This is a genomic window from Micrococcaceae bacterium Sec5.7, assembly GCA_039636785.1.
GTDB lineage: Bacteria > Actinomycetota > Actinomycetes > Actinomycetales > Micrococcaceae > Arthrobacter.
Window position 1 is genome coordinate 2,133,099 of sequence record CP144169.1, and the last position, 25,018, is coordinate 2,158,116.

The following is a 25,018-nucleotide window of genomic DNA, read 5'->3' on the forward strand; positions in this document are numbered from 1 at the left end:
ACTATGGTGAACAGCGTACAACAAGTTGAACGACAAGCCAACGAAGTAAGCAGATTTTAGATTCCGGGCGGAAATGTGACGCGGACCTCAGCAGTGCTGCTATCCCATGGGGTTGCCCAGCGACCTGGCCAGTTCCTTGAGTTCCTTGACCATCAGGGCGCCCTGCTCATCCGTATATGTGGCCTTGAGTGCCGTAACCGACAGCCCAAGGCTCGGTCCATGCGCGCCCCGGGTGGGCACCGAGACCGCAAGGCAGACCACCCCGGTGGTGGATTCCTCGTCCTCGAACGCATAGCCCCGCTCCCGGATCACTGCCAGCTGCGCCTTGAACTCGGCGCCTGTCCGGAGGGATTTGGGCGTCAGTACCGGCAGTACCTGGTCATCCGAAAACATTGCGTTTATGTCGTGGTCGTGGAGACGGGCGATCAGGGCCTTGCCCACGGCGCAGAGGGAAACGGGCATCTTGTCGCCGATGTTGGAAGTCAGCCGGACGGCCGGATGGCCTTCATAGCGGGCCAGATAAATGACATTGGCACCGTCAAGCATGGCGATGCGAACGGTTTCTCCTGAGAGGGTGGTGGCCTGCTCGCAGAACCGGTAGAACTCCTGCACCTCGTCCAGCCGGCTGAGATAAGCCGCCCCGAGTTCCACCAGTTTCCGGCCGAGCGTGAATTCGGCGCCCTGCCGGTTAATAAGGCGTGCCTCTTCCAGTGCGAGCAACAGGTTTGACGTCGAGGATTTCGGGATTTCCAGTTCGCGGGACAGGTCGCTCAGAGTGAGCCGGCCCGTCGCGGACGCTGCGAGGGCTTCAAGCACGGCAGCTGCACGCGTGACGGCAGGCGCAGGTGATGCGCTCCCCGATACGTCGGAAGATCGGGGGTTTCGGGAATCGGCCATGATTCTCCTTCAGTCAGTGTGCGTACGATGCCGGTGCCTTCAATCAGTAACCCGGTGCATCCCAAATAGCTCTGTTCATTCAGCTGAACACTAACCATCATAATGGTTCCGGCCTCGATGGGCGGAGCGCCGCTGACGCCGGGCAATGACTTCCCGGACAGGAGACAGCAGCTTTTTCGTGTTTCCGAATATTCACGGTATGTTAATACCAAGCCTTCCACCGCGGCATCCCCCAATAGTCGCGGTGGAAGGCTTTTCCAATGGCTGTTTCCTTTGCCGGGCGCCGGACCCGCGGGCTGTGCTTACGCAGCGTCCGCCACCGCGTCCCGCAGCCGCCAGCCGCCGCCGGTTCCGTCCCGTACCAGCTCCATTGTGGTCAGTGCCGAGTTCCGGTTCCGGCCCAGCCTTGCCTGGATCTGCCACACCTCAACATCCACACGTCCGAGGCCCTTGGGCATCCGGCGTTCGGCGTCCCACCAGCTCACCCGCTCGAACCATCTGACGGGATCGGCGCCTACCGTCCATTCGCGGCCGCCGCGGAGTACAGCCATCGGCCTGCCGTCCTCCGTTGTCATCAGCAGTACATGTTCCATACCCGCAAGAGTAGGGTCAGGCAATGACATTAACAGCCGGTGACGAATACAAAAAACCCCGCAGCTCCCGGCCTGCATGGCTTGGGACTGCGGGGTTTTCCGTGATGGGTCCCACCCACCGGACATCCACGGTGTAGACGTGGACAGAATCAAGAGTTTCCCCACGTCAGGCAGATTTCCCTGTCAGGCTGGTGCGGTCTGGGGTCGGTTCGCCCGCCACAGAGGCGCCAATCCAGGCATCCATCCGCACCGCCACATCATCCAGATCCTTGGCGCACAGCTCCGTGGCCTCCTCATCCGGATCCCCATAGCGGCCAATACCGAGATGCGACCCTGATACCGGCTACCGATCGTGTCAGCCAGCGCCGTCATCTGGTCCGGGGAAGTCCCGGTGGCAGTTACCACGGCGGTCCTGGCCTCCGTTTCCTCGCTCGGCATCGCCTGGGTCATGTCTGAGTTCTGGACGAAGGTCGCCAGGGTCGCCGTCCCGATCGCGGTTTCCGTGGCGATCGCAGACGCCTACCTGATCATGACCTGGTCAGTCCGGCTGGGTCGGCACAGACCATATTGGCCGTCTACGGTGCCCAGCAGTTCAGTTAAACTACGCGCATACAGAGAAGCCCCACCTCACCCCATGGGGCGAATTCTGGTGGTGCGGCGGTTTTGTGCATCAGGCTGCCAGCATCTGTGGTTCCTGAACGTGAAGTTCTCCGCCAGTGCGAGGCGTGATGCGCAACCGTACCGTGGGCGTGCCCGTCAACGGGAGGATGAGGTATTGCTGCAACGGTTTGAACACCGTTGATTTGGGAAGAACCAGGTCCTTCGCGGCTCTTAATGGAGCGCCCGAGGCAGCGTTGAGGACTTCGATTTGCACGCGAACCCCCGTCGTGGACCGTAGCGGGATCCGCAGCTGGCGTACAGAACCGGCATGGACACCAAGGGGAACGTCCTTGGACAGGGACGTTGACGATGAGCCTCGGCGGGCATAGCTGAATCCGAATTCGTTGCGGATGGCCCACTTTGCGGCGGCACCGTTCCATCCGTTCCAGCCGGTCTTGAAGCTCGCATTACGGGAAAGCAAGTTGTGGCGGGACGAACTGTTGAAGCTGGACATCATCAAGCCCGTTGTGGTGAGGATTTCCAGCCGGCCCGCGTCGCGTTCGTTCGCACACCACGCGAAGAAATCATCGAGCGCTGCGAGGTCGATGGAGTCGACGAGGCTTGGGTGGTACATGAAGCACACCCCACGGCCCTGGGCTTTTGCAGCCTGAACGAACGATGGTCCACGACGGATGTACTCCGCAGTGTGGAGCCCGATGTGCACGTTCCCCATGCTGTGCAACGGGTTCCCAGTCATGGGCCAATACCCCGGCGCGTAGCCGGTGGACATAGCGTGCTGCTGCGTTATCAGCCGGCCAGCACTGTATCGCTGGAACGAGTATTGCGATCTTCCGCCGTCGAAGCCTCCGTAGCCGGTACCTGCTACGCCAGGGGGTGTGAAAAGTTCGATGGGCAGGAGCGGCAGGGATTTGGAGAGGGCCGCTCGCGAGTAGACGATCTCCTCACGGAGCCGCTGATCTGTTGGCGCGTCCTGATGGTTGCCGCCGTGATTGGCGATCTCCAGCCCGTTTTCCAAGGCCAGTTTCTGCAAAGCAGGGAAGGAGAGGTTGTTGCTGCCGTTGGACCCGATATCAATTTTGAACATCTGCGACATGGCTGCGATCGTGACCGGGATACTGTACTTCTGGTGTAAGGGCAGGACCAATGATTGGAACTTGTTCAAGTGATGGTCGCAGCGGAAGGCAATGGCTGGCTTCCCGCCTGTCCCGATGGGGCCGCCGCGCCTTGCCATGAAAGCGTCGAGTAGCTGCTGGTTGGGTGTGAAGGGGAACGCAGCAGACGCCAACGGTGAGGCCTGAGCCGGAGCGGCCAGGCCCGCCCCTGCAACGAGCGCGAAGGCTCCGCCAAGGGCGCCGGCGTGGAAGAACTCACGGCGGCTGATGCCATGTGTGGTCGAAGTCATTTTTTGTCCCCCATACATCAGGACCGTAGTTTATATCTCCGAGGTGTCATCCGCACAGCGCCCGCGGTGACTCAGAGAAAACCTCCGCGTAGCCGGACACGTTGCCTCATTTGAAAACCTCTGCGTAGCGGCGTGGTTCGCGGTTGTGGCGGCGGATGCGGGTTATGCCCGTTTTCATGGAGCTCACGATGGCCCAGCGCCAAGCTGTGACGAAGAAGAAAGCCCTCGCCTATAAGAGCGCCGATCGTGCAGGGAAGTCCCGGATACTGGTCGAACTGACCGGTTGGCACAGCGACTATGCCCGGACGGCCCTGCGGGACGCCCTGGTCCTGAAGATCCTCAAACCCAGGCCCGTCAGGACGCCGGTCTACGGACCTGACCCGCTGCCTGCGCTGATCAGGTGCTGGGCGGTACTGCGGGCCCCTGCCGGCAGGCTGCTGGCCCCGATGCTGCCCGTTCTGGTGCCGCTGCTGCGCCGCGATCAGGAGCTTGCGATCACCGATGACCAGGCCGCGCCGCTGATGCGCATGAGCGCAGCGACCATCGACCGCAAGCTGGCCGGTGAACGGGCGAAACTGATCCCGCGGGGACGGTCCCATACCAAGCCGGGCACGCTGCTTAAATCCGGATCCGGATCCGGACCCGGACCCGGACCCGGACCGAATGGGATGACGCCGTCCCGGGGTTGTGGAGATCGACCTGGTCGGCCATGAGGGAGGCAACAGCTTCTGCGAGTTCTGTTTCACCCTGACAGTGCCCGACATTTCAACCGGAGGGACGGTGAACCGGTCCGTGCGGAACAAGGCTGCCAAATGGGTCTTTGAAGCCCTGGAGCACGTCACCGCGGTGTTCCCGTTCCCCAGCATCGGGATCGATACCGACTGTGCCGATCTTCGCGCTATGCCGACCTTTTGCATAGCTCCTGCTCAGCGGGGTGAGGCGGCCAGGATTTGTCGGCATAGTCACAGGGCGTCATCCACCTTCATGTATCAGTATCCGCATGAAGGAGGAAGAAGTGGGCATCCCCGCAACCAAGGTAAGCAAGGTCCGCGTGACGGGGCCGCTGGCACCGTTTGCCCCGGCATTCAGATCGAAATTGAAGGACCTGGGCTATACGCCGTTGACGACAGCCAGCGAGCTGAGGTCGTGGCCGACTTGAGCCGCTGGCTCCAGAAACAGGGACCGAGAGCAGCGGATGTGACGAGCGAGCGGATCGGACAATTCGTTGCGAGCAGACGTTCCGCCGGTCGCCTTTCCCCGTATCCGGCCCGTGCCTTCAACACGATGATCGAGATCCTCATCGAACGAGGTGTGATGCAGGTCGAGAGCAAGGCACCGGTGCCAGGATCATCGATCGATGCACTGCTTGGCTCATTCGAGAAGTTCCTGCTCGCAGAGCGGGATTGACCCTGTGCACGGCGGCCGCTTACGTGCTGCGGGCCCGCCGTTTCCTGGCCCGACAGGCACCCCCGGGGTGCCCTGTCCGATCTGAACACCAAGGACGTGACTGATGCCTTGCTCGCCGAGGCGGCGATGGTCTCGGTCGGTTCCGCCCAGTTCTTCGTGGTGCCCGTGCGCTCGTTCCTGCGTTTTTGTTTCATCGAAAGATTGATCCCGGCCGACCTCTCGGGGGCGGCGCTGTCAATCACCGGCCGCCGCCGCTCGACATTACCGGCAGGAATCACAGCCGCTGATGCGCGCAAGTTTCTGGACTCCTGTGACCGGCGACGGGGTGATGGCCGTCGGGACTATGCCATCTTGCTCGTCCTCCTCCGTCTGGGCTTGCGGGCCGGTGAGGTCGCCGCGCTGAGCCTCGATGACATCGATTGGCGGGCGGGGCTGATCGTGGTGCACGGCAAGGGCCGCCATGATGACCGGCTTCCGCTTCCCGTTGATGTGGGTCAAGCGATCACGGGCTTTCTACAGCGGGGCCGGCCGCCGACGTCTCACCTGGGAAGTTTTCTTGAGATCCCTCGCACCTCTGGAGGCCTTGGGCCGGGGCGGGGTCTCGTTGATCGTGCGCCGCGCCTGTCGATGGGTCGGGCTTGCGCCTGTCGGTGCCCACCGCCTGCGGCACACCCTGGCCTGTGAGATGGTCAAGTCGGGTGTGTCCCTCCCGGAGATCGCCCAGGTGCTCCGTCACAGGTGCCTCACAAGCACCGGCCATCTATGCCAGGGCGGACATCGACGGGATCCGGGCCCTGGCCCAGCCCTGGCCCGGGGGCGAGCAGCGATGAGCAACGTCCTCGGCCATGTCCAGGACTACCTCGACTCCGGCGGGCCGTGGGCTTCAAACTCGTCTTCGAGGGTCGCGTTCTTCCCCGGCTTGCCTCCACTGGACGTGTTTCCAGCTGTCCACATGGGACTGTACTCTAGCCGTGGACATACCAGAGCAGCGCGGCATACAGATTACGAGCCGTCCTGAAGTGGACCCGATGGCCAGGTTCCCGCTGCATCAACAGCCTTACGGATCGATGGTTGAATGTAGCGCCAAACTCGCCGTTCGGTATCGCCGCAATGAGTTCACCTAGCCCTGCCTGAACGTGTGGAAACTGTGCCACGAGACGAGGCGTCATTTTCAGGGCGACGGCCCGCGTTATCTGCTCCTCAGTGGGTCGCTCAACCTTATAGCCAACACGATCGGCGTTCATGTCCCCCCGAGAAACGTATTCTGGCGGCCCGTAGCCTTCGAAGTCCTTGGTCATCGGCCGGCCACGCAGCTGCCCAAACGCGCCACCGAAACGGTCGCGATCGAACGGCAACAATGACAGCCCAGGGCTGAGCTGCTCGATCAAATCCATACCCACTATATTGGCTTCCCTCTCGACTCCTGAAATAGACAAGGCCAGCTTGGCACCGTTAATGGAATAGAGGGGATCCATCCGAGCCGCAAAGGGCGAAAGGGAACGAGAAATCTCCCCCATGAAGTACCTGTTGCGTTTGTTCAGGTACACATAGTCCAGACGGGCGTCACTTCGAACATCATGCCCTGCTGCCGCACCGAGAACCGCACCCAGACGTGACCGAAGCTCTCGGACCAAAGGGTCTGCGAGCAGACGCCGTGCCGGATCAACGGACATGCCGACGCGACCGAACATCCGCTCCGCGGTCTCTGCCAGCGACTTACCGTGAGGTCTGCCGTGGTTGTAGGAGGACCGGAAGAGCTCACCATAACCCCCGCTGCTTACCGTAGATGTGCCCGGCCTGCCCCTCGCCGACGCGACGCCGCTGATAATGCCTGACGTGTGTTGGAAGCGCGAGAGCAGTGTTTCATCGAACGATTCCGCGAGCGAAGTTTCAGAGTAGCCTGAGTAGTTGGACATAGTCAGCCCATAGTGGACGGCCAAACACTCCGCGACGATCCTGTCCGGCTCCCGGGGGCCCCCTGAACAATAAAACGAGAACTGTTCCTTAACCCCAGTGGCCAATATGGCGGCGAGGACTGCACGTGAGTCTACGCCGCCGGTCAGATGCGCGATATTGACAGGGCGTCCCGCCGAAGCGATGGCCCGGATGTTTTCCTCGACATCGGCACGTACTGCTTCGAGTCCGGCCTTGTACGTACTGGGCCGTTGAAAGACTTCGGCCTCGACTGGGTACGTTCGAGTCCGCACGCCGGCCGACGAGACTTCTAAGTAGGCGAACTGCTCAAGTGCCGTGATGCCTTCGTAGCTGGACTGGATAAGCCCGCCGCTGCCTGTGGCGACGTAGCTCGCCACGTATGCGAGAGATTTGCGAGGCGGTTTACCAAGCATCGTAAGGAATCGTACGAGGCCGCCGAGATCGGACGAGATAGCGGTTCCGTCAGCGTCACGGTGCATGTAAATGATGCCGCCGCCGAGCGGGTCAGGAAGGACTGTCACGCGCTTGGTGCGCTTTTCCGATACATATAGAGTCAACGACCCTTTGATATCCTGACCGATGCTCCAGAGGGGTGTTTGCGCGTGTGTATCGAGCACTCGTTGGGCTTCTCCCGCACGCGTCACCAACCTTTCCCGCACAACGCCCACCCCATGGGAGGCCATCACTGCGCGATCCACGCCCTCGACCACCGCTGCGCCCTGTACGTACACGCTGCTAAAGAGATGCATGTCCTGAAGCATCGGGCATGCGACAAAGGAGCTGTAGACAATTGGTGCGGGCTGCAACGGAGTTCTCCAATAGTAAGGGGCGTCATGCAACGGTAATCTGTCCACAGGCATACGCCTTCACGGCGGGCTGGGGTGCAAGCCAGCAATGTCGAAAGGACGTCGCGCGTGATAGCCACGGTCGTATGTCCGAGCACCGCCGGACCGACTTCACGAGGGTGCCGCACGGCCCAGAACGCAACGGTATGCCGGAGGTCGCACACCCGCCAATCGCCGGGACTCTCACACCTTTTCCCAGGTTCACCCGTGCTGCTGCTTCAACGAAGTCGCGTCGCTTGGAACTGTTGGCGCCCGCTTCGTCCCGCGTGACCTGGTGGACGGTGCGGAATACGTGGGTGCCCTTCTTTGAGCTGCCGCGGGGATTTCGGACAGCGGAATTAATGGATTCTTCTACGCTGCCAGGGCTGGCTGTTGATAACCATAGTGGATTTCGTTAGGCCGTCGGTAACCGCGCGCGGAGTGCCGGCGCCGACTATTGTAAAACCCCTCGATATAGCGGATAACGTCGCTGCGTGCTTGTGATTTCGTCGCGTAAACGGTCCGGTAAAAACGCTCGTTCTTGAGCATCGAGAAGAAAGATTCCGCCATACTGTTATCCGGCCCTTCGCATTTGAGCATGGTTAGGGTGGCCTAGGAATCGGGGCTGCAGGGTTTCCGTGCAAGCTGCGGCGTGGCGGGTGCTGGAAAGAAGTCAGGGTCTCTTTGAATTGGTAGCGACCAAGCGACCAAATCCAAAAGAAACCCTGACGTGTCTAACTCTACTTCCTGCCCTGAGGGGCACCGGTGCGACCTCGCCGATGCAATGTTCAATATCGACGGCATCCACATCAGCGCCGCCGTAGCCGGCTCCGGCGATACTCTCCTCCTGGACGTCGAGTCCGATGCGACCATCACCGGTTGCCCCGACTGCGGGGTCGTTGCCATCGGTCACGGCCGCCGGCGGGTTCAGCTCCATGACATTCCCTGTTTCGGCCGGCCCGTTCGGCTGGTCCGGGCCAAGCGGACATGGCGGTGCCCGGACGCGGACTGCCCGAGATCAACGTTCACCGAGACCCAGTGCTGGCCGGGCCGAAAGCGAAACTGACGGGCCGTGCGGTGAACTGGGCTACCGACGCGCTGGAGCGCTTCGACACCTCGGTCTCGGCCCTGGCACACCAGCTGGGCGTGTCCTGGCATACCGTCTGGGACGCCGTCAAGATTGAAGCAACACGGCGCATCGCGGAGCCGGGGCGGCTGTCCGGGGTTGACGCGCTCGGTGTGGATGAGCCTGTCTGGGCCCATACCGGCTGGCCCGGCACCGGGATGGTAACCGGAATCGTGGACCACACCCGCGATGTCAAGGGCGTCGTCCACGCCAGACTGCTGGACCTTGTCCCGGGCCGGACAGGGAAGGCCTACGCAGACTGGCTCAAAGAACGCGGCAAGGACTTCGCCGCCGGGATCAAGACCGCCACCCTGGATCCGTTCCGCGGCTACGCGAACGCCATCCGTGACGAACTACCGGAAGCCATTACCGTCCTGGATGCCTTCCATGTCGTCAAGCTCGCCGGGACCGTGGTCGATGAGGTCCGCCGCCGCGTCCAGCAGGACACCCTGGGCCACCGCGGCCGCACCGGCGATCCGCTCTTGACGGATCCGCAGGACCCTGCAGATCCGCGCCGAACACCTGAGCGATAAACAGGTAGCGCGGCTGGATACGAAGCTTGAGGCCGGAGACCCGAACCACGAAGTCACCCTCGCCTGGCAGTGCTACCAGCAGGTCCGCGCCATCTACCACGCCCGGGCCGAGAAGGGACGGGAACTGGTCACCCAGGTCCTCTCGTCCTTCCCTTCCTGCCCGATCCCGGAGATCGCCAGACTCGGCCGGACCCTGCGGAACTGGAAGGCCGCGATCCTTGCCTACTTCGAAACGAACGGGGCCTCCAACGGCCCCACCGAAGCAATCAACGGAGTAATCGAAACAACCCGCCGGATCGCCCGCGGCTTCCGTAATTTCGACAACTACCGGCTCAGATGTTTACTCGCCGCCGGAGGCCATCGGCCGTACCGCCGAAAATCACCGAACCATGCCTAAATGCGAAGGGCCTGTTATCCCAGCACACGCCCGTGCGGCCCATCGATGAGCGCATCCCCAGACTGGTCACCAAGGCCCGAACCCGGCCGAGGTATACACGCCGCCACGGTCCGAGTGGCAGATCGCGTCAGGCTCGATCAGGGTCGTTGCGGCGGCGTTGTTGAGGGCGTCGGCGACGAGTCCGGTGCGCATGTGATCGGCGATGGACCAGCCCACGACTTTCTTCGAGTAGCAGTCGATGACGGTGGCCAGGTAGATGAACGGGACTGCTGAAGGTTTGGTTGACTCCTAGCCTGTGAGGATTGGCCTCGCGGGTGGAAGGATGTTCATCATGCCCAAAGCCTTTCCTGAAGAGTTCCGCCGCGATGTGGTCGCGGTTGCCCGCAAGGGCGAAGCACCGCTGACCCGGATAGCGCAGGACTTCGGGGTGTCCCCGGCCGCCCTGCACCGGTGGCTGAAGAAAGCCGACGAAGAGGACGACCCCCAGGCCAAAGCGGCGAAGGATGAGTCAGCCGAACTGAGGGAAGCCAAAAAACGCATCAGGCTCCTCGAACAGGAAGCCGAAGTGATGCGCCGGGCCGTCGCTTACCTCTCGCGGGACGTCAACCCAAAATGATGTACCCGCTGGTCCTTGAACTGGCCGCTGACGGCGTTCCCGTCACGGTGACCTGCTTCGGTGTTGAGCTTCTCCAAACAGACCTTCTACAAGTGGAAGGCCAACCCTGTCTGCGCCCGGGACTGGGAAGAAGCGCATCTGATCAATGCCGCCGTCGATGTCCATACCGATGATCCGGCGTTCGGGTACCGGCTCATCTCAGACGAGCTCAACGCCGTTGACGCCCCGGTGGCCAGTGAACGGCGTGTCTGGCGTCTGTGCTCCCGGAACGGCATCCTCTCGGTCATCCACCGCAAACGGGTCGGAGGGCGCCAGGCCGGCCCGCCTGTGCACGATTTCCTGCTTGAGCGGGACTTCACCGCACAGGCCGCGAACGAGAAATGGGTCACCGACATTACCGAGCACCCCACCGGTGAGGGCAAGCTCTACCTGTGCGCCATCAAAGACCTGCACTCCAACCGCATCGTGGGCTATTCCATCGACGGGCGGATGAAAGCCTCCCTGGCAGTGGCCGCACTGGCCCATGCCGTCGCTCTGAGAAGCCCGTCCGGGACGGTGGTGCATTCGGACCGGGGCAGCCAGTTCCGCAGCCGGAAGTTCGTCTCCGCGCTGCGCAGCAACGGCTTGAAAGGCTCGATGGGGAGAGTCGGCGCATGCGGCGATAATGCCGCCATGGAATCCTTCTTCTCGCTGCTGCAGAAGAACGTGCTGAACCGGAAAGGGTGGGAAACCCGGCAGGAATTGCGCCTGGCCATCATCACCTGGATCGAACGGACCTACCATCGCCGGCGACGGCAAAGGGCCCTGGGTAAACTAACCCCGATCGAGTTTGAGACAATCAACAAGATGGCGCTAGCCGCCTGAGAAACCATCAACCCCCCGAGTCAACCAAACCGTGAGCAGTCCCGACTCGTACTCGACTGTTTCGCCGGCCTTGTTCACCCGCCGCGAGCTTGTCCGGGCTACGGGCACCGCCTGCTGTGTTCCCAGCATGCCACCCTTTTAAAAGTGTGATCTCTCAGGAGTTCGGTGACAGTTCTGCCTCAGGACAATGGTGACACTTGATGTATCCGGACATCGGTAGCAGTTCCATCCCTCGCGGCCTACCTTCGGAAGCGGGCGCGAGCCTTGCTGATCCCGACGTATGGGGTTCCTTCGGGCGGCCAGAAGTATTCTGCGATGACCTCGCCGTCCGTATTCGCGAACACCACGCCGTCAAGGTCCCAGACGGCAGTGATAATTCGTCCGCCCATCCGCTTGGTCACCGAGTACAGGGTCCGCCCGATGTTGATCACGCCGTTGGGATAGACCTTCAGCTTCTGGCTCCCGGTGGCTGCCGGGTGGGCGATGCTGCCGCTGATCTTCTGTGATGCAGTGGTCTCGAAAGAAGCTTCTGTTCCAGGGTCCGTGGTGGTCTGCTCCACCGCTTCCGTATCGGCGTCCGCGACTGGTTCGGCAGGGCTCGGTGGCTTGGCCACCGGCGCCGACTCCTGCGGTTCGGGAAGAACCGGCAGTGGTTTCGGCCGGGGCGCTTCGGCAGCAGCCGCGGCGTCCCACGACTGCTGCGGAGTGATACGCCCCGGCAATCCCTGGTGCGGACGCTCGGTGTTATAGATCAGGTCGAACCGGTCCACCTGGGCTTGGAGCTCTGCATGGGATTGGGCCAGGGGCTGCTTGTCCAGCCACCGGAAGAGGGTCTGATGAAACCGCTCATTCTTACCCTGAGTAGTCGGTTTGTACGGTTTGCCGGTGATCGCCTCGACCCCGAGCGAGGACAGATGGGCGACCAGCCGGCCTTCCCACCCGCGGCGTGAGGGATTCAGCGCCATGCCGTTGTCGGTCAAAAGTCTTTGTGGTACTCCGTGGGCGCCGATGCCCTTCTTCACGACCGCCAGGGCCGCTTCGCTGGTTTCGCCGGCCGCTACGAGGGAGGCGACCGCGCGGCGTGAATGGTCATCCTGGAGCTGGAAGATCACGCACTTGCGCCCACCGGTGAGCACGTACTCGGTCGCGTCCAGTTGCCAGCACGCGTTCGGGGCCGGGTAGACGAACCTGCGGTACGCGGCCCGAGGCTTCTTCTTCGGCTCCGCCCGGGCCACGTTCTTCTCCCGAAAGATCCGCGCCAGCGATGCTGGGGACGGGGCCTGGAGGCCCAGAGACACCATTTTGTCGTGCACACTAATCGGCCCGTGGTCCAGCCCGGAGGACTCCAAGGCGGCACGCACCTTCAGCGCTTCCTGCTTGAGGTCCTCGGTGAGTTTCGTGGGTGAGGTTTTCGGGCGGCGTGAGCGTGGTTCCAGGGCCACGGCCTGGCCCTCGTCACGTGCCCTGGCCCGGATCGCATAGAACGTCTTGCGGGTGATCTCGTGCTCGTCGCAGAATGTGGTGACTGAACCGCGTGGCGCGTCATCGGGCCACTGGGCGATTGCGAGGCGGATACGGGCATTGACAGGCTCATTCTTGTTGACCCGTCATTCTTTGCCACCATCAGGGGCCGGCCAAAAACCCGTTAACGTCCGCTGGGAAGTGTCACCACCAAAACAGGCGGAAGTGTCACCGATGTCCTGAGGCAGAACTGTCACCGATATCCTGCGAGATAACACCACCCTTTTAAAAGGGCATGAAGGGGGAACATCGAAGGACATGCCAGAATTTAGTGGCTACAAATGCTGGTGCAAAAGAAGGGCCACGGCCCGGAAACTCAACGATCCCCGGGCCGTGGCCCCACGTAACTTCGGCCTAAGTGCTAGTCGCGCACTCCCGATCTGGAGTAACCGATCTGAATCTTCGAGCCCGTCGGCAGGGAGCCGCGAGCCTGGTTCAGGACGATCTCGATCATGGTGACCGTGACGCTCGAGGACGTCTTGACCACCTTGTGCAGCGTGACCTGGCCGAGTCCCGGCACCTGAACCACCGTATTGGGGGCAACGGAGGCGTTGATCGCGGCAAACCCCGTGATCTTCAGGTTAGTGAAGGTCGACGTATCGGTCAGGGTCACTGTGCCGCCCGAGGGAGCCCGGCTGGCCGAGGTTTCCGCCTTGATGGCGTCGACCGTGACCAGACCACCGAGGACGTTCAATGCCGCGAGCGTGTTGGTCACGGAGGCCTTGAGCGTGGGTGTCAATGTTCCTGCGGTGTTGGTCGTGGCCGCACCCGCGGTCAGGACACCAGGGATGGTGGCCCCGGCGACGTTCGCCGTACTGGTTCCGCCTGCGCACTTTACGGGCGCATAGGCCGTTGCGCCGGATCCCACCAGGCCGTTCAGCAGCGACGCCTTGGTGCTGAAGCCACTACCCGTGAGGTAGCCGGCTTGCGGTGGAATGAGCCGGGCAGTGCTGACGCCAAGTCGGATATCCGTGCCGATCTTGAGACCGGGCAGGCCGGACTTGAGGATCTGGACCCGCACAGCGGTGGTGGACACCTGATACGTGCCGTTGACCAGTCTTTTCTCCTGACCGTTGAGCGTGATCGTGCCGAGCGAGCCAAGCAGCGGGTCCTTGAGGTCGATGATGGTGTTGGGGGCCGGGCTAACGCCAATCGGCAGACCCAACACCTTGAGGTTGGCAATCGTCGTCTGGTTGGCGCCCGAGAACCCGCCCGTGGTGCTCTTGTCGGCCGAGCTCGTGGACGTAATGGCGCCGGCCGTGATCCGTCCACCCAACAGGTTGGCCCCTGCTACCGTCGAACTCGCTTCGGCCCGCTTGCCCGTGGTCGTCAGGAGCGTCTTGACGCTTGTCACGGCGGCACCGACCGTACCGACTGCTGGGACATTCACAGCCGCAACGTTGTTGGTGGACGTTTTGCCGGTGGCCGAGGTGCATGAGATGACCGAGAGGGCCGTCGGACCCGAGACGAGGGATCTGTCGGCATTGACAATGTACGACCCATAGGCCGAGACCGAGAACCCGGTCTGAACCTGCGTGAGCGTGACGCTAGGGTCGGTGGCTTGGGCGGAGGCGAGAGGCCCCGCAGCCACAAGCGTAAGCGCCCCCATAAATGCAACTAGTATTCGTTTCATGTTTCTCCCAGAGGTTCTACAAGATCTATTCACTTGTGATGCTCACAAAGTACGCCCGATAACTTTAGATTTCCAGAAGTACGCCCGATAACTTTAGATTTCCAGAAGTACGCCCGATAACTTTAGATTTCCAGCTGAGAATGTCAATCTGAATTGGTACCACTTTGGCAGCCTGACTTGAGCCCACCTTGTGGTGCTAGTTATGCTGTTTCTTGGTTTGTGCGAGACGGCGGGTCAAGGACTGGATGTGGCTTCAGCCGATCAGTCCGGAGTTTGCAATAAGAGTCAAGTTTCTGACGGGCCTGTAATCCTGCTGTCACAGGACGCCCGGGGCGGGCACCCAGCAACGCCATCCGCAACGTGGATCACGTGTCGACTCGACGACAGAGATGCCTCCAGTCCAGCTCAAAGGCGCGGATTCCTGCCGATTCCTGGATTTATCCCTTCGAGACTCGGCGGGTGGCAGCGTGGTCGTTGCGGATGTCACACGACCATGGAGCGGTGACTCGGGGCCGCCCAAGGGTTACGCCATGATCTGGAGAAAATGCATTCACATGTATTGCAATGTGCGGCGGCAATCACTGATGATCATCCTGTGCTCATGGGGGCGCAAAGCGGCTCGCTGGGGAGCACATCATATTGGGGGCGCAGCATGGCTGCTTTACGGTCTCTTGTGTCAGGTCTTGTCCTATCCGCGGTTGTTCTCACGGGCCTGAGCGCCCCGGCAGGAACCGCTTCAACGCCCGCCGTGGTGCAGCCGCGGAGCGTGGCGCCCACGACGCTTGCGCCGGCCGTCTCGGCGCCGATGAACCTGGCGGTGGCGCAGAGCATCCCGCTCAATGACACCCTGCCGCCGGCGGCCGGACCGAACGGCCACCTGTCCGGTTCCCGGTCCCCGGCCGGAATGGTCAACCGCAGCCTGACGGACAGCATGAACCTTGCCTGGAACCCGACCACCGGCAACATCCTGGTCACCGGTAAGCTCCTTCACTTCGAAGGCACGGACCGGGACATCGACCTGTCGCTGCGGTACAACAGCATCAACGACGACCGGCCCACCCTCTCGGAGGGCACTACCGAGACGGCGGTGGCGGTGGGCGCGGACAACTCCGTCACGTTGTGTGTGATCGACTATCTGTAGGCCGTTTCAGCCAAGAATTTGAGCCATGGTGGTGGCTCGTTTCAGGCCAAAAGAGCGTTAAGAATCAGGCCAGGCAATGCCCCTCCAGATCATGGATTAGGGGATTGCGCAGAGATTGAGATCACCCGGTGGCCCGGTCCGATGTCCAATGAGTTGGGGACATGGGCCCGCCACCCCCAGATAGGTTCCTTACGGCGCTGCCATTGCGAAGCGTATGCGCCGGAAGGGCTGGAAAGCAGATGACGGTACCCATGTCCGTTCAAGAAAATATCAGAAGACTCGACTCCCAAGGAGTCCCCAGCCGTGAGATCGCCCGCCGGTTGAGTGCAGCCGGGCCTCGGTGGCCAAGTACGCCGATCAGGAGGACTTCTCACCGGCGCCCGCGGAACCACGGGCCAGGCCCGGAGCCTCGGTGCTGACCGGATTCGAGCACTTCATCGAAGCATGGCTGGGCGAGGACCAACGCCGCCCGCGGAAACAGCGGCATACGGCCAAGCGCGTGTTCGACCGGCTCGTTGACGAGCACGGGTTCACCGGCACCTATTCCCCGGTGCAACGGCACGTGAAGAAGTGGACTGCCCGGAACCGCCAGACCGGAGAGGGCTTCACCGAGCTGGTCTGGCCGGCCGGCACGGCGCAGGTCGACTTCGGGCAGGCCGAGGCCATCATCGCCGGGATTCGCCAGATCCTGCACATTCTGGTGGTTACCTTCCCGTTCTCGAACATGCGCTTCGTCCAGGCCTACCGGGGCGAGACCGCAGAGTGCGTTTGCCACGGCCTACGCAGGGTGTTCGAGCATATCGGGGCAGCACCGAGGCACCTGGTCTTTGACAACGCCACCGGCATCGGGCGACGCGTCGGCACCAAGGTCGTGGAAACGAAACTGTTCGGGGCGTTCAAGCTGCATTACCGCTCCGAATCGCGCTACTGCAACCCGTACTCCGGTCATGAGAAGGGAAACGTGGAAAACGCGGTCGGGTTCCTGCGCCGCAACCTCATGGTCCCCGAACCTGAGGCCTCCAGCCTGCTGGCATTGAACGAGGTGCTCATGGCCAGGTGCGATGCCCTGGCTGGGACCACGCACTACCGCAAGGGACTGGCCTTGGGCGAGCTGTTCGCCCAAGATATGGCCGCGTCCCTGGCGTTGCCCGGGGTCGGGTTCGACGCGGTGCGCTCGAACCGGACCGGCACAGAGTACTTCACCATCCGCACCCGGATCAGCGACGACCGGTCAACCCTGGGCGTCAGCACCAGCCCGGGATCAAAGGCCTCAGCAGGCAAGGGATTGAGCAGTGGCCGCTCGGCAGCGTAGTCATCGGCTACCGGGCGGAGTTTCCCGCTGATCCGGCGCCGGTCATCAGCCTCGTCCCAGACCATGATCTGCTCATTCAACTCAGCCAGCGACGCGACCGCCGGCACCGGGGAAAGGTGGTTGCGGCGGAACCTGCCAACCTCTCCTTCAACCCCGCCCTTCTCATGAGCCCCAGCCAGACCTGGCTGGCAATATAACGGGTCAAAGCCGCAATGCGAACGAAAAGGCACCCACCTGTCGTTCTCCACCCTTCCGCGACCGGTTCCCAGGACAGTCTTCACCGCGGCCGTGAGATTGTCGTAGCGGATATGCCCGGTGGGGATGCCGCCAATGGTCGCGAAGGCGTCAAGGTGACCCTCCAGAAACGCTTCCTGGCCCTGCGTCGGGTAGACCCGATGGACAGCCTTTCCGGAGAAGGAGAGCCGGAACGCGAACATGTAACACTTCGTGCGGACCCCGGCCAGATCAACCCACACTTCACCAAAATCGACTTCAGCCTCAGCACCCGGGGCGTGTTCCTGAGGAATGAACACCTCCAGAGATGTTTTGCCTGCCTCATACTCGATCCGGACCCGGCGGGCCTTCACATACTGGCGCACCGTCGAATACGAAACCTCTGCCCGGTGTTCATCGATGAGGCGGTCAAAGATCCGCTGAGCGGCATGCCGCTGCTTCCGCGGCGCAACCAGATCCTGCTTCAGCATCTCGTCAATGGCAGGCTTGAACTGATCCAACTTAGGGGCGACCCGGACCGGGGTCTTTCGGCTCGGCGGTTCCGCTGATGTCAGCGCCTGACGAACCGTTCGTCGCGCAACACGATACTTCTTTGCCGATCGCCGAATGGACAAGCCATCCATTCGTGCGTCCCGCCGGATCTGAGCAAAAACATCCACCCTCGACTCCATCACTGCCTTCCACCATCGGAAAAACACTCTGACGGAATCAACGGTGGGGTGGGCTCAAGTGAAACTGCGATTAATGCTCCGGCGAGTCGCGAGGTGGGCTCAAGTCAGACTGCCAAAGTGGTACCCACTCAAACTGCCATAACCACCTCGCGGCCGCCGGTCTCAGGGCGACCGTGCTGCAGGTATCCGGCCAGCGCCGTGCCGACCTCGTTGGTCAGCGGCAGCAATGCGCCATGACCGGTCTTGCGGGCACGGATCCGCAAAGTGGCGTTGGACCAATTGAGATCCTCCAGCTGCAGTTGTACGACCTCACCTGCCCGCAGTCCCAGACGGGCCACGCACAGGATGATGGCCCGGTCCCGCAGCCTACGAGGCGAAGAGGAGTCCACGGCCTGAAGAACCCAGCGGCGCAGGGACTCGCGGCCGATATTCAGCTTCGGGCCAATGGCAGAAAATGCGGCATAGACAGAGTCGTACTCCCTGAGGTGATCCAGGACCATCCGCACCGCACGCTCCCCGGCCGGCAACGTGTGGTAGCTGACGGCCTCCGAATGGGACGCCACAGAAAAAACCCCGCCGTTCCCGGCCTGTATGGCCAGCAACTGCGGGGTTTCCTTGGTGGGTCCTACCGGGATCGAACCGATGACATCCACGGTGTAAACGTGGCGCTCTACCAGCTGAGCTAAAGACCCAAACTGCTGATTTCCGCGTCTCAGCGCTTCAACCAACGAACAGCAACTGTACCGGATCAAAGCACCGGAACGCCAATTGACGGTAACCCGTCAGAGCGCCGGCAGCTCTGCTGCGAGCCAGGACAATGATTCGCTGACCCCGGCGGCAAGTTTGATGGTGGCGAGGTCGTCTCCGCGGGTTTCACCGCGGTTGATAATAGCAACGGGCTTGCCTGCTTTTGCCGCGTGCCGGACAAACCTGAGTCCGCTCATTACCGTCAGTGAAGACCCGGCCACCAGCAACGCTCCGGCGTCGTCCACCATGGCGTATGACCTCTCCACGCGCTCTTTGGGGACGTTTTCACCGAAGTAGACGAAGTCCGGTTTCAGCACGCCTCCGCAGGCCGGACACTTCGCCACGACGAAGCTCTCAATCAGCGCCGGGTCCTCAACCGTGGCATCGGCGTCGGGCGCCATTTCAACAACTCCCGAGTCCAAGGCCTTCTGCAGGAAGCCGGGGTTCAGTTCCTCCAGTACACCCGCGAGTAGTTGCCTGGTGAACGTCCGGCGGCAACTGAGGCACACCACTTGGTCGTAACGACCGTGCAGATCAACCACATTGATGCTGCCGGCATCCTCGTGCAAACGGTCCACGTTCTGGGTTATCAGCCCTGCCAGGAGTCCGCGGCGCTCCATCAGCACCGCCGCAGCGTGACCCCCGTTGGGATCCGCACGCCGCAGGTGCGACCAGCCAATGTGGTTGCGGGCCCAGTACCGCCGGCGGTTTGATTCGTCGAGGACGAACTCCTGGTACGTCATTGGCGAACGCGGTGCGGCGTCCGGCCCGCGGTAGTCCGGGATCCCCGAATCCGTGCTCAGCCCGGCCCCGGTCAGGAGTGCAATGCGCTTACCGGAAAGGACATCCCGGATTTCCTGCAGCACCGCGAGCTCCTGAGCCGACGGTTCCGCGCGGGGAACAACGGGCAAGCTGGCAAAGCCGGTAAGGCCAGTGCCGTCCCGCCGCTGATCCATTGGTTCAGGCCCGACCCAAGTCCGCCAGAACACTGCGGTATTCAGCCAGATCCCGTGCCTGCCCGCGCGGATTAACCACAACGTGGCGGATGATGCCGGCACCATCGATAATAAAAGTGCCTCGCCGGGCCATGCCGCTCTCATCATCAAAGACGCCATATAGCGCAGCCACGGCACCATGCGGCCAAAAGTCGGCCAGGAGGTCGAACCCGTAACCTTCCTTCTCCGCATAAGCGCGCAGCGTGAACTTGCTGTCTGCGGATACGGCCAGAACAGTCGCGTTGGAGTCCTCGAACAGCGCAAGGTTGTCCCGGATCTCGCACAGCTCTCCCGTGCAGATGCCGGAGAAGGCGAACGGGTAGAACACCACAACCACGTTCCGGCCCCGAAAGGAAGACAGCCTGACCGGCTCACCGAACTGGTTGACCAGCTCGAAGTCCGGAGCTGTCTGCCCAACCGCAGGTAGGTGGACGCTGTCAGCCAAGGCCAAGGAGCCCGGCCCCGTCATTTGTTCTTCCTGGTCACCAGCCGGGTAGCGCTCCAGTCCTTGGAGACACCTACTGAAGTGGTGCAGTGCAGCCCTGCGGTAGGGGCGGCGTCCTGAATGTCGGATGGAGAAACATAGCCGTCCCTCCCCGACTTAGGCGTCAGAACCCACACCACGCCGCCTTCGGCCAGCGTGGTGAGCGAATCGACAAGAGTGTCAACGAGGTCCCCGTCGCCCTCCCGCCACCAGAATATGACGGCGTCAGCAACGTCGTGATCGTCTTCATCGAGGAGTTCAGAACCCGTGAGTTCTTCAATATCATCACGTAAGTCGAAATCGACGTCGTCGTCGTAGCCGAACTCCTGAATCAGATCCCCGTTTTTGAAACCCAATTTTTCCGCCACATTTACCGAAGTGGCGGCGTCGGCCTCGCTCACGTGTTCCTCCTATGCATAGTGATTTCCATTACTAAAGCCAACACCCTTTGGGCCTGCGCTTCAAGCTGCTGGCACCGCGATCCGCCATATTCTGCGTCACATCCGGGCACCGGCGACTTTCCGCACAGCGGCTTCTTGTCACACAACCAGTATGACTGCGAAATACAACCGGGGCACCAAGGGGGCGGCTACGCATCGGGTAGCCGTCACAGCTAGAGTGGCTGGTGACAACTATGCCTGCGGGGCGACCGCCCTGGCTCTACATGCAGACATAGGCGTGATAGGACCCTGCCCGGCGCACATGACCGGGCTGTTGTAACCGATATGTCGCACACGTCGTGTTCATGCCAGGCAGTCACCCTGCCCGACCTGAGGGCGCCGATGCATGCGCGCAAAGAGAGGTTGGACGTGGCTGCAGGAGAAGATACCTCCCATATCCTCAGCGGGTTGACTAACCAGCTGCCTGATCGTGATCCGGAAGAGACCGCCGAGTGGGTTGAGTCCCTGGACACGCTGATCAAGGAACAGGGCACCGAGCGTGCCCAATACATCATGCGCAGTCTCCTGCAGCGTGCCGGCGCCCAGAGCGTCGGAGTCCCGATGGTCACCACCACGGACTATGTGAACACCATCCCGGCGGACCAGGAAGCCGAATTCCCCGGCAACGAGGAGTTCGAGCGCCGTTACCGGGCGTATATGCGCTGGAACGCGGCCGTGATGGTGCACCGTTCCCAGCGCCCGAACATCGGGGTGGGCGGGCATATTTCCACGTATGCCGGTGCCGCGACCCTGTATGAGGTCGGTTTCAACCACTTCTTCCGCGGCAAGGACCATGCCGGCGGCGGGGACCAGGTCTTCTTCCAGGGCCACGCTTCCCCCGGCATGTACGCCCGCGCGTTCATGGAAGGGCGCCTCAGCGAGGAGGACCTGGACGGGTTCCGGCAGGAGAAATCCCGTGAGGGCCATGCGCTGTCCTCGTACCCGCACCCGCGGCTGATGCCGGAGTTCTGGGAGTTCCCCACCGTCTCCATGGGCATCGGCCCGATGAACGCGATCTACCAGGCGCAGTCCAACCGCTACCTGCACAACCGCGGCCTCAAGGACACCGCGGACCAGCAGGTCTGGGCGTTCCTGGGCGACGGCGAAATGGACGAGCCCGAGTCCCGCGGCCTGCTCCAGCTCGCCGCGAACGAGAACCTGGACAACCTGAATTTCGTCATCAACTGCAACCTCCAGCGCCTGGACGGACCCGTCCGCGGCAACGGCAAGATCATGCAGGAACTCGAGGCGTTCTTCCGCGGTGCGGGCTGGAACGTCATCAAGGTCGTCTGGGGCCGGGAATGGGATGAGCTCCTCGCCAAAGACCCCGACGGGTCCCTGGTGCAGATCATGAACGAAACCCTCGACGGCGACTACCAGACGTACAAGGCCGAATCCGGCGGGTTCGTCCGCGAACACTTCTTCGGCAAGACCCCGCAGACCAAAGAGATGGTCGCGGACCTCTCCGATGACGAGATCTGGCAGCTCAAACGCGGCGGCCACGACTACCGCAAGGTCTACGCCGCGTACAAGGCCGCCACCGAATTCACCGGCAAACCCACCGTCATTCTCACCAAAACCGTCAAGGGCTACGGACTCGGACCCCACTTCGAAGGCCGCAACGCCACCCACCAGATGAAAAAACTCACCCTGGAGGACCTCAAGGACTTCAGGGACCACCTGCGCATCCCTGTCACGGATGAACAGCTCGAGGCAGATCCGTACCAGCCGCCGTACTTCCACCCGGGCACGGATGCTCCGGAAATCCAGTACATGATGGAACGCCGCGCCGCACTGGGCGGGGCTGTGCCGGAACGCCGCTCCAACCACGCCCCCATCACCTTGCCCGAGGCCAAAACCTACGACGTCGCCAAACGCGGGACCGGCAAGCAGCAGGCAGCCACCACCATGGCGTTCGTCCGGCTCCTCAAGGACCTGATGCGGGACAAGGAGTTCGGCCACCGGATCGTGCCGATCATCCCGGATGAGGCCCGCACCTTCGGGATGGACGCGTTCTTCCCCACGGCGAAGATCTACAACCCCAAGGGCCAGAACTACCTCTCCGTGGACCGGGACCTGGTCCTGGCCTACAAGGAATCCGCGCAGGGCCAGCTCATCCACCCGGGCATCAACGAAGCCGGCGCCGTGGCAGCCTTCACGGCCGCCGGCACCGCCTACGCCACCCACGGCGTACCGCTCATCCCGGTCTACGTGTTCTACTCCATGTTCGGCTTCCAGCGCACCGGCGACGCCTTCTGGGCCGCCGGGGACCAGATGACGCGCGGCTTCATCATCGGCGCCACCGCAGGACGGACCACCCTCACCGGCGAAGGACTCCAGCACGCCGACGGCCACTCCCCCCTGCTCGCCTCCACGAACCCGGCAGTGGTCACCTACGACCCCGCCTACGGGTACGAAATGGGCCACATCATGCGCGACGGCATCGAACGCATGTACGGCCCGGACTCCGCGGACCGGAACCTGATGTACTACATCACCGTGTACAACGAGCCCATCAGCCAGCCCGCCGAACCTGAGGAGCTCGACGTCGAGGGCGTCCTCAAGGGCATCTATCTTCTGGCACCAGCGAAGATCGACGGCCCCCGCACGCAGATCCTGGCGTCCGGTGTCTCGGTGCCCTGGGCCCTGGAAGCCCAGCGGATCCTGGCCGAGGACTGGGGTGTCTCCGGCGATGTCTGGTCCGTCACGTCCTGGAACGAACTCCGCCGGGACGGCATGGCCGCGGAAGAGGAAGCATTCCTGAACCCCGGGCAGCCCGCCAGGGTCCCGTTTGTGGCCCGGCAGCTCGCCGGCGCCACCGGGCCGATCGTTGCCGTCTCGGACTACATGAAGGCCGTCCCGGACCAGATCCGCCAGTTCCTGCCGAACGAGTTCGCGTCGCTCGGTGCGGACGGCTTTGGCTTCTCCGACACCCGCGCCGCGGCCCGCCGCTTCTTCAAGAACGACATCCACTCGATCGTGGTGCGTTCCCTTGAGATGCTGGCACGCCGCGGCGAGGTGGATGCCCAGGCTCCGGCCCAGGCCATCGAGAAGTACCGGCTGCACAATGTGAACGCAGGCTCCACCGGCAACGCGGGCGGCGACTCCTAGCCCGTATCGGCCAAGAGGCGGCTTCCGCACAAAATCAACAACGAACGACGGCGGCTCTCACCGAAAAGGTGGGGCCGCCGTCGTCGTTCCATCCCCTGTGCATCTGTTGTGATCCGGCACAAAGCCAGTTGTAGCCTTTGCACAAATGGAGCTTGCCCTGCGGGCACCGTATGCTCAAAGGATGGCAGAGCCAACCACCACCCCCGCAAAGCGCAAACCGTCGACGCGCAGCGTAACGCCGGAAAAGTCAGAAACCCTGAAGAAGCTCCGGGCGAGCGTGGGCCAGCTGTCCACCACCACCATGCGGCAGCTCGAAAAATCACTGCCCTGGTACAGCCGGCTCAGTTCCGATGAACGATCCGCGCTGGGTCTCGTGGCACAGAACGGCATCGCCGCCTTTGTGTCCTGGTATGAGCGTCCCAGTTCGCCGTCATGGATTCTCTCCGACGTCTTCGGCACCGCGCCCACCGAACTGACACGGTCCATCAGCCTGCAGAAGGCGCTCCAGCTCATCCGGATCGTGGTTGAGGTGGTGGAGGACCAGGTGCCCGTGATTGCCCCGGAGGCCGACCAGCCGTCACTTCGTGAAGCCGTCCTTCGGTATTCGCGTGAGGTGGCATTCGCTGCCGCGGACGTCTACGCACGTGCGGCCGAATCGCGCGGCTCCTGGGACACTCGGCTCGAGGCACTCATCGTCGATGCCATTCTCCGCGGCGAGAACACCGACGCCCTGCGGTCCAGAATCGCCGCTCTCGGCTGGAAAGCGCAGGAACGGTTCACCGTCATGGTTGGCAATTCGCCCTCCGAACCCAGTGCCAGCTATGTCAGCGAGCTGCGCCGGATGGCCGGCCGTTACGCGGAGGACGCTCTGGTCGGAATCCAGGGCGACCGGCTGATCCTGATTCTGGGCGGAGTCCAGGACCGCGAAACCGCCTATCAGAAACTCGCCGAAATGTTCGCCCCCGGGCCGGTTGTCTATGGTGCTGAAGCCAGCTCGCTGCTTGAGGCCAGCAGCTCGGCCCAGTCTGCCTTTGCCGGGCTCACGGCAGCCCGCGCATGGCCTTCTGCCCCGCGTCCTGTGGCAGCTGACGATCTGCTCCCCGAACGCGTCATTTCCGGCGACGACGCAGCCCGGCGCTCACTCATCAAGAACATCTACCGCCCCCTGCTGGCGGCGTCGAACGGCCTGGTGGAGACCCTCGGAACGTACCTGGAGCTGGGTCATTCGCTCGAAGCGACGGCCCGCGAACTGTTTGTCCATGCCAACACCGTCCGCTACCGGCTCAAGCGCGTCTGCGACGTCACGGGCTGGGATCCGCTGCTCCCCCGCGAGGCGTTTGTGCTGCAGGCTGCGCTGGTTGTGGGCCGGCTTTCAACCCCGCCAAAGGCCGCTGCGGAGCGTCATCCGTCGCGGAACCAGATCTGAACCGTTGTAGACTTCCTACAAACTGACCCAGTGAGCTTGGTGTATGAATACACCGTCAATTCACGCGGTACTTTGGAAAGCTGGATAC

At 62.5% G+C, this 25,018-nt stretch carries 19 protein-coding genes, 1 tRNA gene and 5 pseudogenes; 10 read left to right on the top strand and 15 right to left on the bottom strand.

Annotated elements, in window-relative coordinates; genetic code table 11:
• Window positions 1-99 precede the first annotated feature (99 nt).
• The 3 genes from V3C33_10235 to V3C33_10245 all read right to left on the bottom strand — a co-directional run bounded on the left by V3C33_10235 (window position 100) and on the right by V3C33_10245 (window position 3,513).
• Window positions 100-897, bottom strand: coding sequence for an IclR family transcriptional regulator C-terminal domain-containing protein (locus V3C33_10235; protein XAS69584.1), 798 nt, complete (start codon window positions 895-897; stop codon window positions 100-102).
• Window positions 898-1,199: 302 nt separating this feature from the next.
• Complete coding sequence (locus V3C33_10240) at window positions 1,200-1,490, bottom strand: hypothetical protein (protein ID XAS69585.1); 291 nt, start codon at window positions 1,488-1,490, stop codon at window positions 1,200-1,202.
• Between the two features lie 670 nt (window positions 1,491-2,160).
• Entirely contained in the window at window positions 2,161-3,513 is a 1,353-nt protein-coding gene (locus tag V3C33_10245) for a polysaccharide deacetylase family protein (protein XAS69586.1), read from the bottom strand.
• A gap of 188 nt (window positions 3,514-3,701) precedes the next feature.
• Here V3C33_10245 and V3C33_10250 point away from each other — a divergent pair, with 188 nt between their 5' ends.
• Window positions 3,702-4,226 carry a hypothetical protein gene (locus tag V3C33_10250; GenBank protein XAS69587.1) on the top strand — a complete coding sequence of 175 codons (525 nt, stop codon included), beginning with the start codon at window positions 3,702-3,704 and terminating at the stop codon, window positions 4,224-4,226.
• On the top strand, window positions 4,201-4,920 hold the full coding sequence (locus V3C33_10255) for a hypothetical protein (GenBank protein XAS69588.1): 720 nt from the start codon (window positions 4,201-4,203) through the stop codon (window positions 4,918-4,920). The genes V3C33_10250 and V3C33_10255 overlap by 26 nt, the downstream gene beginning before the upstream one ends.
• A 261-nt stretch (window positions 4,921-5,181) precedes the next feature.
• Here V3C33_10255 and V3C33_10260 read toward each other — a convergent pair whose 3' ends face one another.
• From V3C33_10260 to V3C33_10270, 3 genes and pseudogenes are all read right to left on the bottom strand, one after another.
• Window positions 5,182-5,418: a hypothetical protein gene (locus V3C33_10260; GenBank protein ID XAS69589.1), complete on the bottom strand. Its 237-nt coding sequence runs from the start codon at window positions 5,416-5,418 to the stop codon at window positions 5,182-5,184.
• 467 nt (window positions 5,419-5,885) lie between these two features.
• Window positions 5,886-7,604, bottom strand: coding sequence for a hypothetical protein (locus V3C33_10265; protein XAS69590.1), 1,719 nt, complete (start codon window positions 7,602-7,604; stop codon window positions 5,886-5,888).
• A 447-nt stretch (window positions 7,605-8,051) separates the two neighbouring features.
• Window positions 8,052-8,258: pseudogene (locus tag V3C33_10270) on the bottom strand (IS3 family transposase).
• A 151-nt stretch (window positions 8,259-8,409) separates the two neighbouring features.
• Between V3C33_10270 and V3C33_10275 the strand changes: the two are divergent.
• Genes V3C33_10275 through V3C33_10285 form a run of 3 tightly spaced genes read left to right on the top strand, consistent with a single transcriptional unit; the run spans window position 8,410 to window position 9,735 of the window.
• The gene (locus V3C33_10275; GenBank protein XAS69591.1) at window positions 8,410-8,745 is read left to right on the top strand and encodes a transposase family protein; all 336 of its coding nucleotides are present in this window, start codon (window positions 8,410-8,412) and stop codon (window positions 8,743-8,745) included.
• A gap of 11 nt (window positions 8,746-8,756) precedes the next feature.
• On the top strand, window positions 8,757-9,338 hold the full coding sequence (locus V3C33_10280) for a transposase (GenBank protein ID XAS69592.1): 582 nt from the start codon (window positions 8,757-8,759) through the stop codon (window positions 9,336-9,338).
• A gap of 13 nt (window positions 9,339-9,351) precedes the next feature.
• Complete coding sequence (locus V3C33_10285) at window positions 9,352-9,735, top strand: transposase (GenBank protein ID XAS69714.1); 384 nt, start codon at window positions 9,352-9,354, stop codon at window positions 9,733-9,735.
• A 13-nt stretch (window positions 9,736-9,748) separates the two neighbouring features.
• Here V3C33_10285 and V3C33_10290 read toward each other — a convergent pair.
• Window positions 9,749-9,993: pseudogene (locus V3C33_10290) on the bottom strand (DDE-type integrase/transposase/recombinase).
• A 73-nt stretch (window positions 9,994-10,066) separates the two neighbouring features.
• Here V3C33_10290 and V3C33_10295 point away from each other — a divergent pair.
• A pseudogene (locus V3C33_10295) lies at window positions 10,067-11,215 on the top strand (IS3 family transposase).
• 239 nt (window positions 11,216-11,454) lie between these two features.
• Here the strand turns inward: V3C33_10295 and V3C33_10300 are convergent.
• Both V3C33_10300 and V3C33_10305 read right to left on the bottom strand, forming a co-directional pair.
• Window positions 11,455-12,777 carry an integrase core domain-containing protein gene (locus V3C33_10300; GenBank protein ID XAS69715.1) on the bottom strand — a complete coding sequence of 441 codons (1,323 nt, stop codon included), beginning with the start codon at window positions 12,775-12,777 and terminating at the stop codon, window positions 11,455-11,457.
• A gap of 320 nt (window positions 12,778-13,097) precedes the next feature.
• Window positions 13,098-14,369 carry a choice-of-anchor P family protein gene (locus V3C33_10305; GenBank protein XAS69593.1) on the bottom strand — a complete coding sequence of 424 codons (1,272 nt, stop codon included), beginning with the start codon at window positions 14,367-14,369 and terminating at the stop codon, window positions 13,098-13,100.
• Between the two features lie 673 nt (window positions 14,370-15,042).
• Between V3C33_10305 and V3C33_10310 the strand changes: the two genes are divergently transcribed.
• On the top strand, window positions 15,043-15,510 hold the full coding sequence (locus V3C33_10310) for a hypothetical protein (protein ID XAS69594.1): 468 nt from the start codon (window positions 15,043-15,045) through the stop codon (window positions 15,508-15,510).
• Window positions 15,511-15,761: 251 nt separating this feature from the next.
• Window positions 15,762-16,684 (top strand): annotated as a pseudogene (gene istA, locus V3C33_10315) (IS21 family transposase).
• Between the two features lie 5 nt (window positions 16,685-16,689).
• Here the strand turns inward: istA (V3C33_10315) and istA (V3C33_10320) are convergent.
• The 6 genes and pseudogenes from istA (V3C33_10320) to V3C33_10345 form a co-directional block, all read right to left on the bottom strand.
• A pseudogene (gene istA, locus V3C33_10320) lies at window positions 16,690-17,727 on the bottom strand (IS21 family transposase).
• A 128-nt stretch (window positions 17,728-17,855) separates the two neighbouring features.
• Window positions 17,856-18,380 carry a tyrosine-type recombinase/integrase gene (locus tag V3C33_10325; GenBank protein ID XAS69595.1) on the bottom strand — a complete coding sequence of 175 codons (525 nt, stop codon included), beginning with the start codon at window positions 18,378-18,380 and terminating at the stop codon, window positions 17,856-17,858.
• Window positions 18,344-18,419, bottom strand: a tRNA-Val gene (locus V3C33_10330). Before V3C33_10330 ends, V3C33_10325 begins: the two co-directional genes overlap by 37 nt.
• 90 nt (window positions 18,420-18,509) lie before the next feature.
• A complete protein-coding gene (locus V3C33_10335; protein XAS69596.1) occupies window positions 18,510-19,430 on the bottom strand; it encodes an NAD-dependent protein deacetylase in 921 nt (306 codons plus the stop codon).
• Between the two features lie 4 nt (window positions 19,431-19,434).
• On the bottom strand, window positions 19,435-19,938 hold the full coding sequence (locus V3C33_10340) for a peroxiredoxin (GenBank protein ID XAS69597.1): 504 nt from the start codon (window positions 19,936-19,938) through the stop codon (window positions 19,435-19,437).
• Complete coding sequence (locus tag V3C33_10345; protein ID XAS69598.1) at window positions 19,935-20,354, bottom strand: DUF3052 domain-containing protein; 420 nt, start codon at window positions 20,352-20,354, stop codon at window positions 19,935-19,937. The genes V3C33_10340 and V3C33_10345 overlap by 4 nt, the downstream gene beginning before the upstream one ends.
• 381 nt (window positions 20,355-20,735) lie before the next feature.
• Here V3C33_10345 and aceE point away from each other — a divergent pair, with 381 nt between their 5' ends.
• Window positions 20,736-23,504: a pyruvate dehydrogenase (acetyl-transferring), homodimeric type gene (gene aceE, locus V3C33_10350; protein XAS65920.1), complete on the top strand. Its 2,769-nt coding sequence runs from the start codon at window positions 20,736-20,738 to the stop codon at window positions 23,502-23,504.
• Between the two features lie 181 nt (window positions 23,505-23,685).
• Entirely contained in the window at window positions 23,686-24,930 is a 1,245-nt protein-coding gene (locus V3C33_10355; protein ID XAS65921.1) for a helix-turn-helix domain-containing protein, read from the top strand.
• The last annotated feature ends 88 nt before the right edge of the window (window positions 24,931-25,018 follow it).

Excerpts from the sequence above, each read along its gene's own strand:
- V3C33_10235 (XAS69584.1), bottom strand. The coding sequence starts at position 897 with ATGGCCGATTCCCGAAACCCCCGATCTTCCGACGTATCGGGGAGCGCA.
- V3C33_10240 (XAS69585.1), bottom strand. The coding sequence starts at position 1,490 with ATGGAACATGTACTGCTGATGACAACGGAGGACGGCAGGCCGATGGCT.
- V3C33_10245 (XAS69586.1), bottom strand. The coding sequence starts at position 3,513 with ATGACTTCGACCACACATGGCATCAGCCGCCGTGAGTTCTTCCACGCC.
- V3C33_10250 (XAS69587.1), top strand. The coding sequence starts at position 3,702 with ATGGCCCAGCGCCAAGCTGTGACGAAGAAGAAAGCCCTCGCCTATAAG.
- V3C33_10265 (XAS69590.1), bottom strand. The coding sequence starts at position 7,604 with ATGCATCTCTTTAGCAGCGTGTACGTACAGGGCGCAGCGGTGGTCGAG.
- V3C33_10305 (XAS69593.1), bottom strand. The coding sequence starts at position 14,369 with ATGAAACGAATACTAGTTGCATTTATGGGGGCGCTTACGCTTGTGGCT.
- V3C33_10335 (XAS69596.1), bottom strand. The coding sequence starts at position 19,430 with ATGGATCAGCGGCGGGACGGCACTGGCCTTACCGGCTTTGCCAGCTTG.
- V3C33_10340 (XAS69597.1), bottom strand. The coding sequence starts at position 19,938 with ATGACGGGGCCGGGCTCCTTGGCCTTGGCTGACAGCGTCCACCTACCT.
- aceE (XAS65920.1), top strand. The coding sequence starts at position 20,736 with ATGCATGCGCGCAAAGAGAGGTTGGACGTGGCTGCAGGAGAAGATACC.
- V3C33_10355 (XAS65921.1), top strand. The coding sequence starts at position 23,686 with ATGGCAGAGCCAACCACCACCCCCGCAAAGCGCAAACCGTCGACGCGC.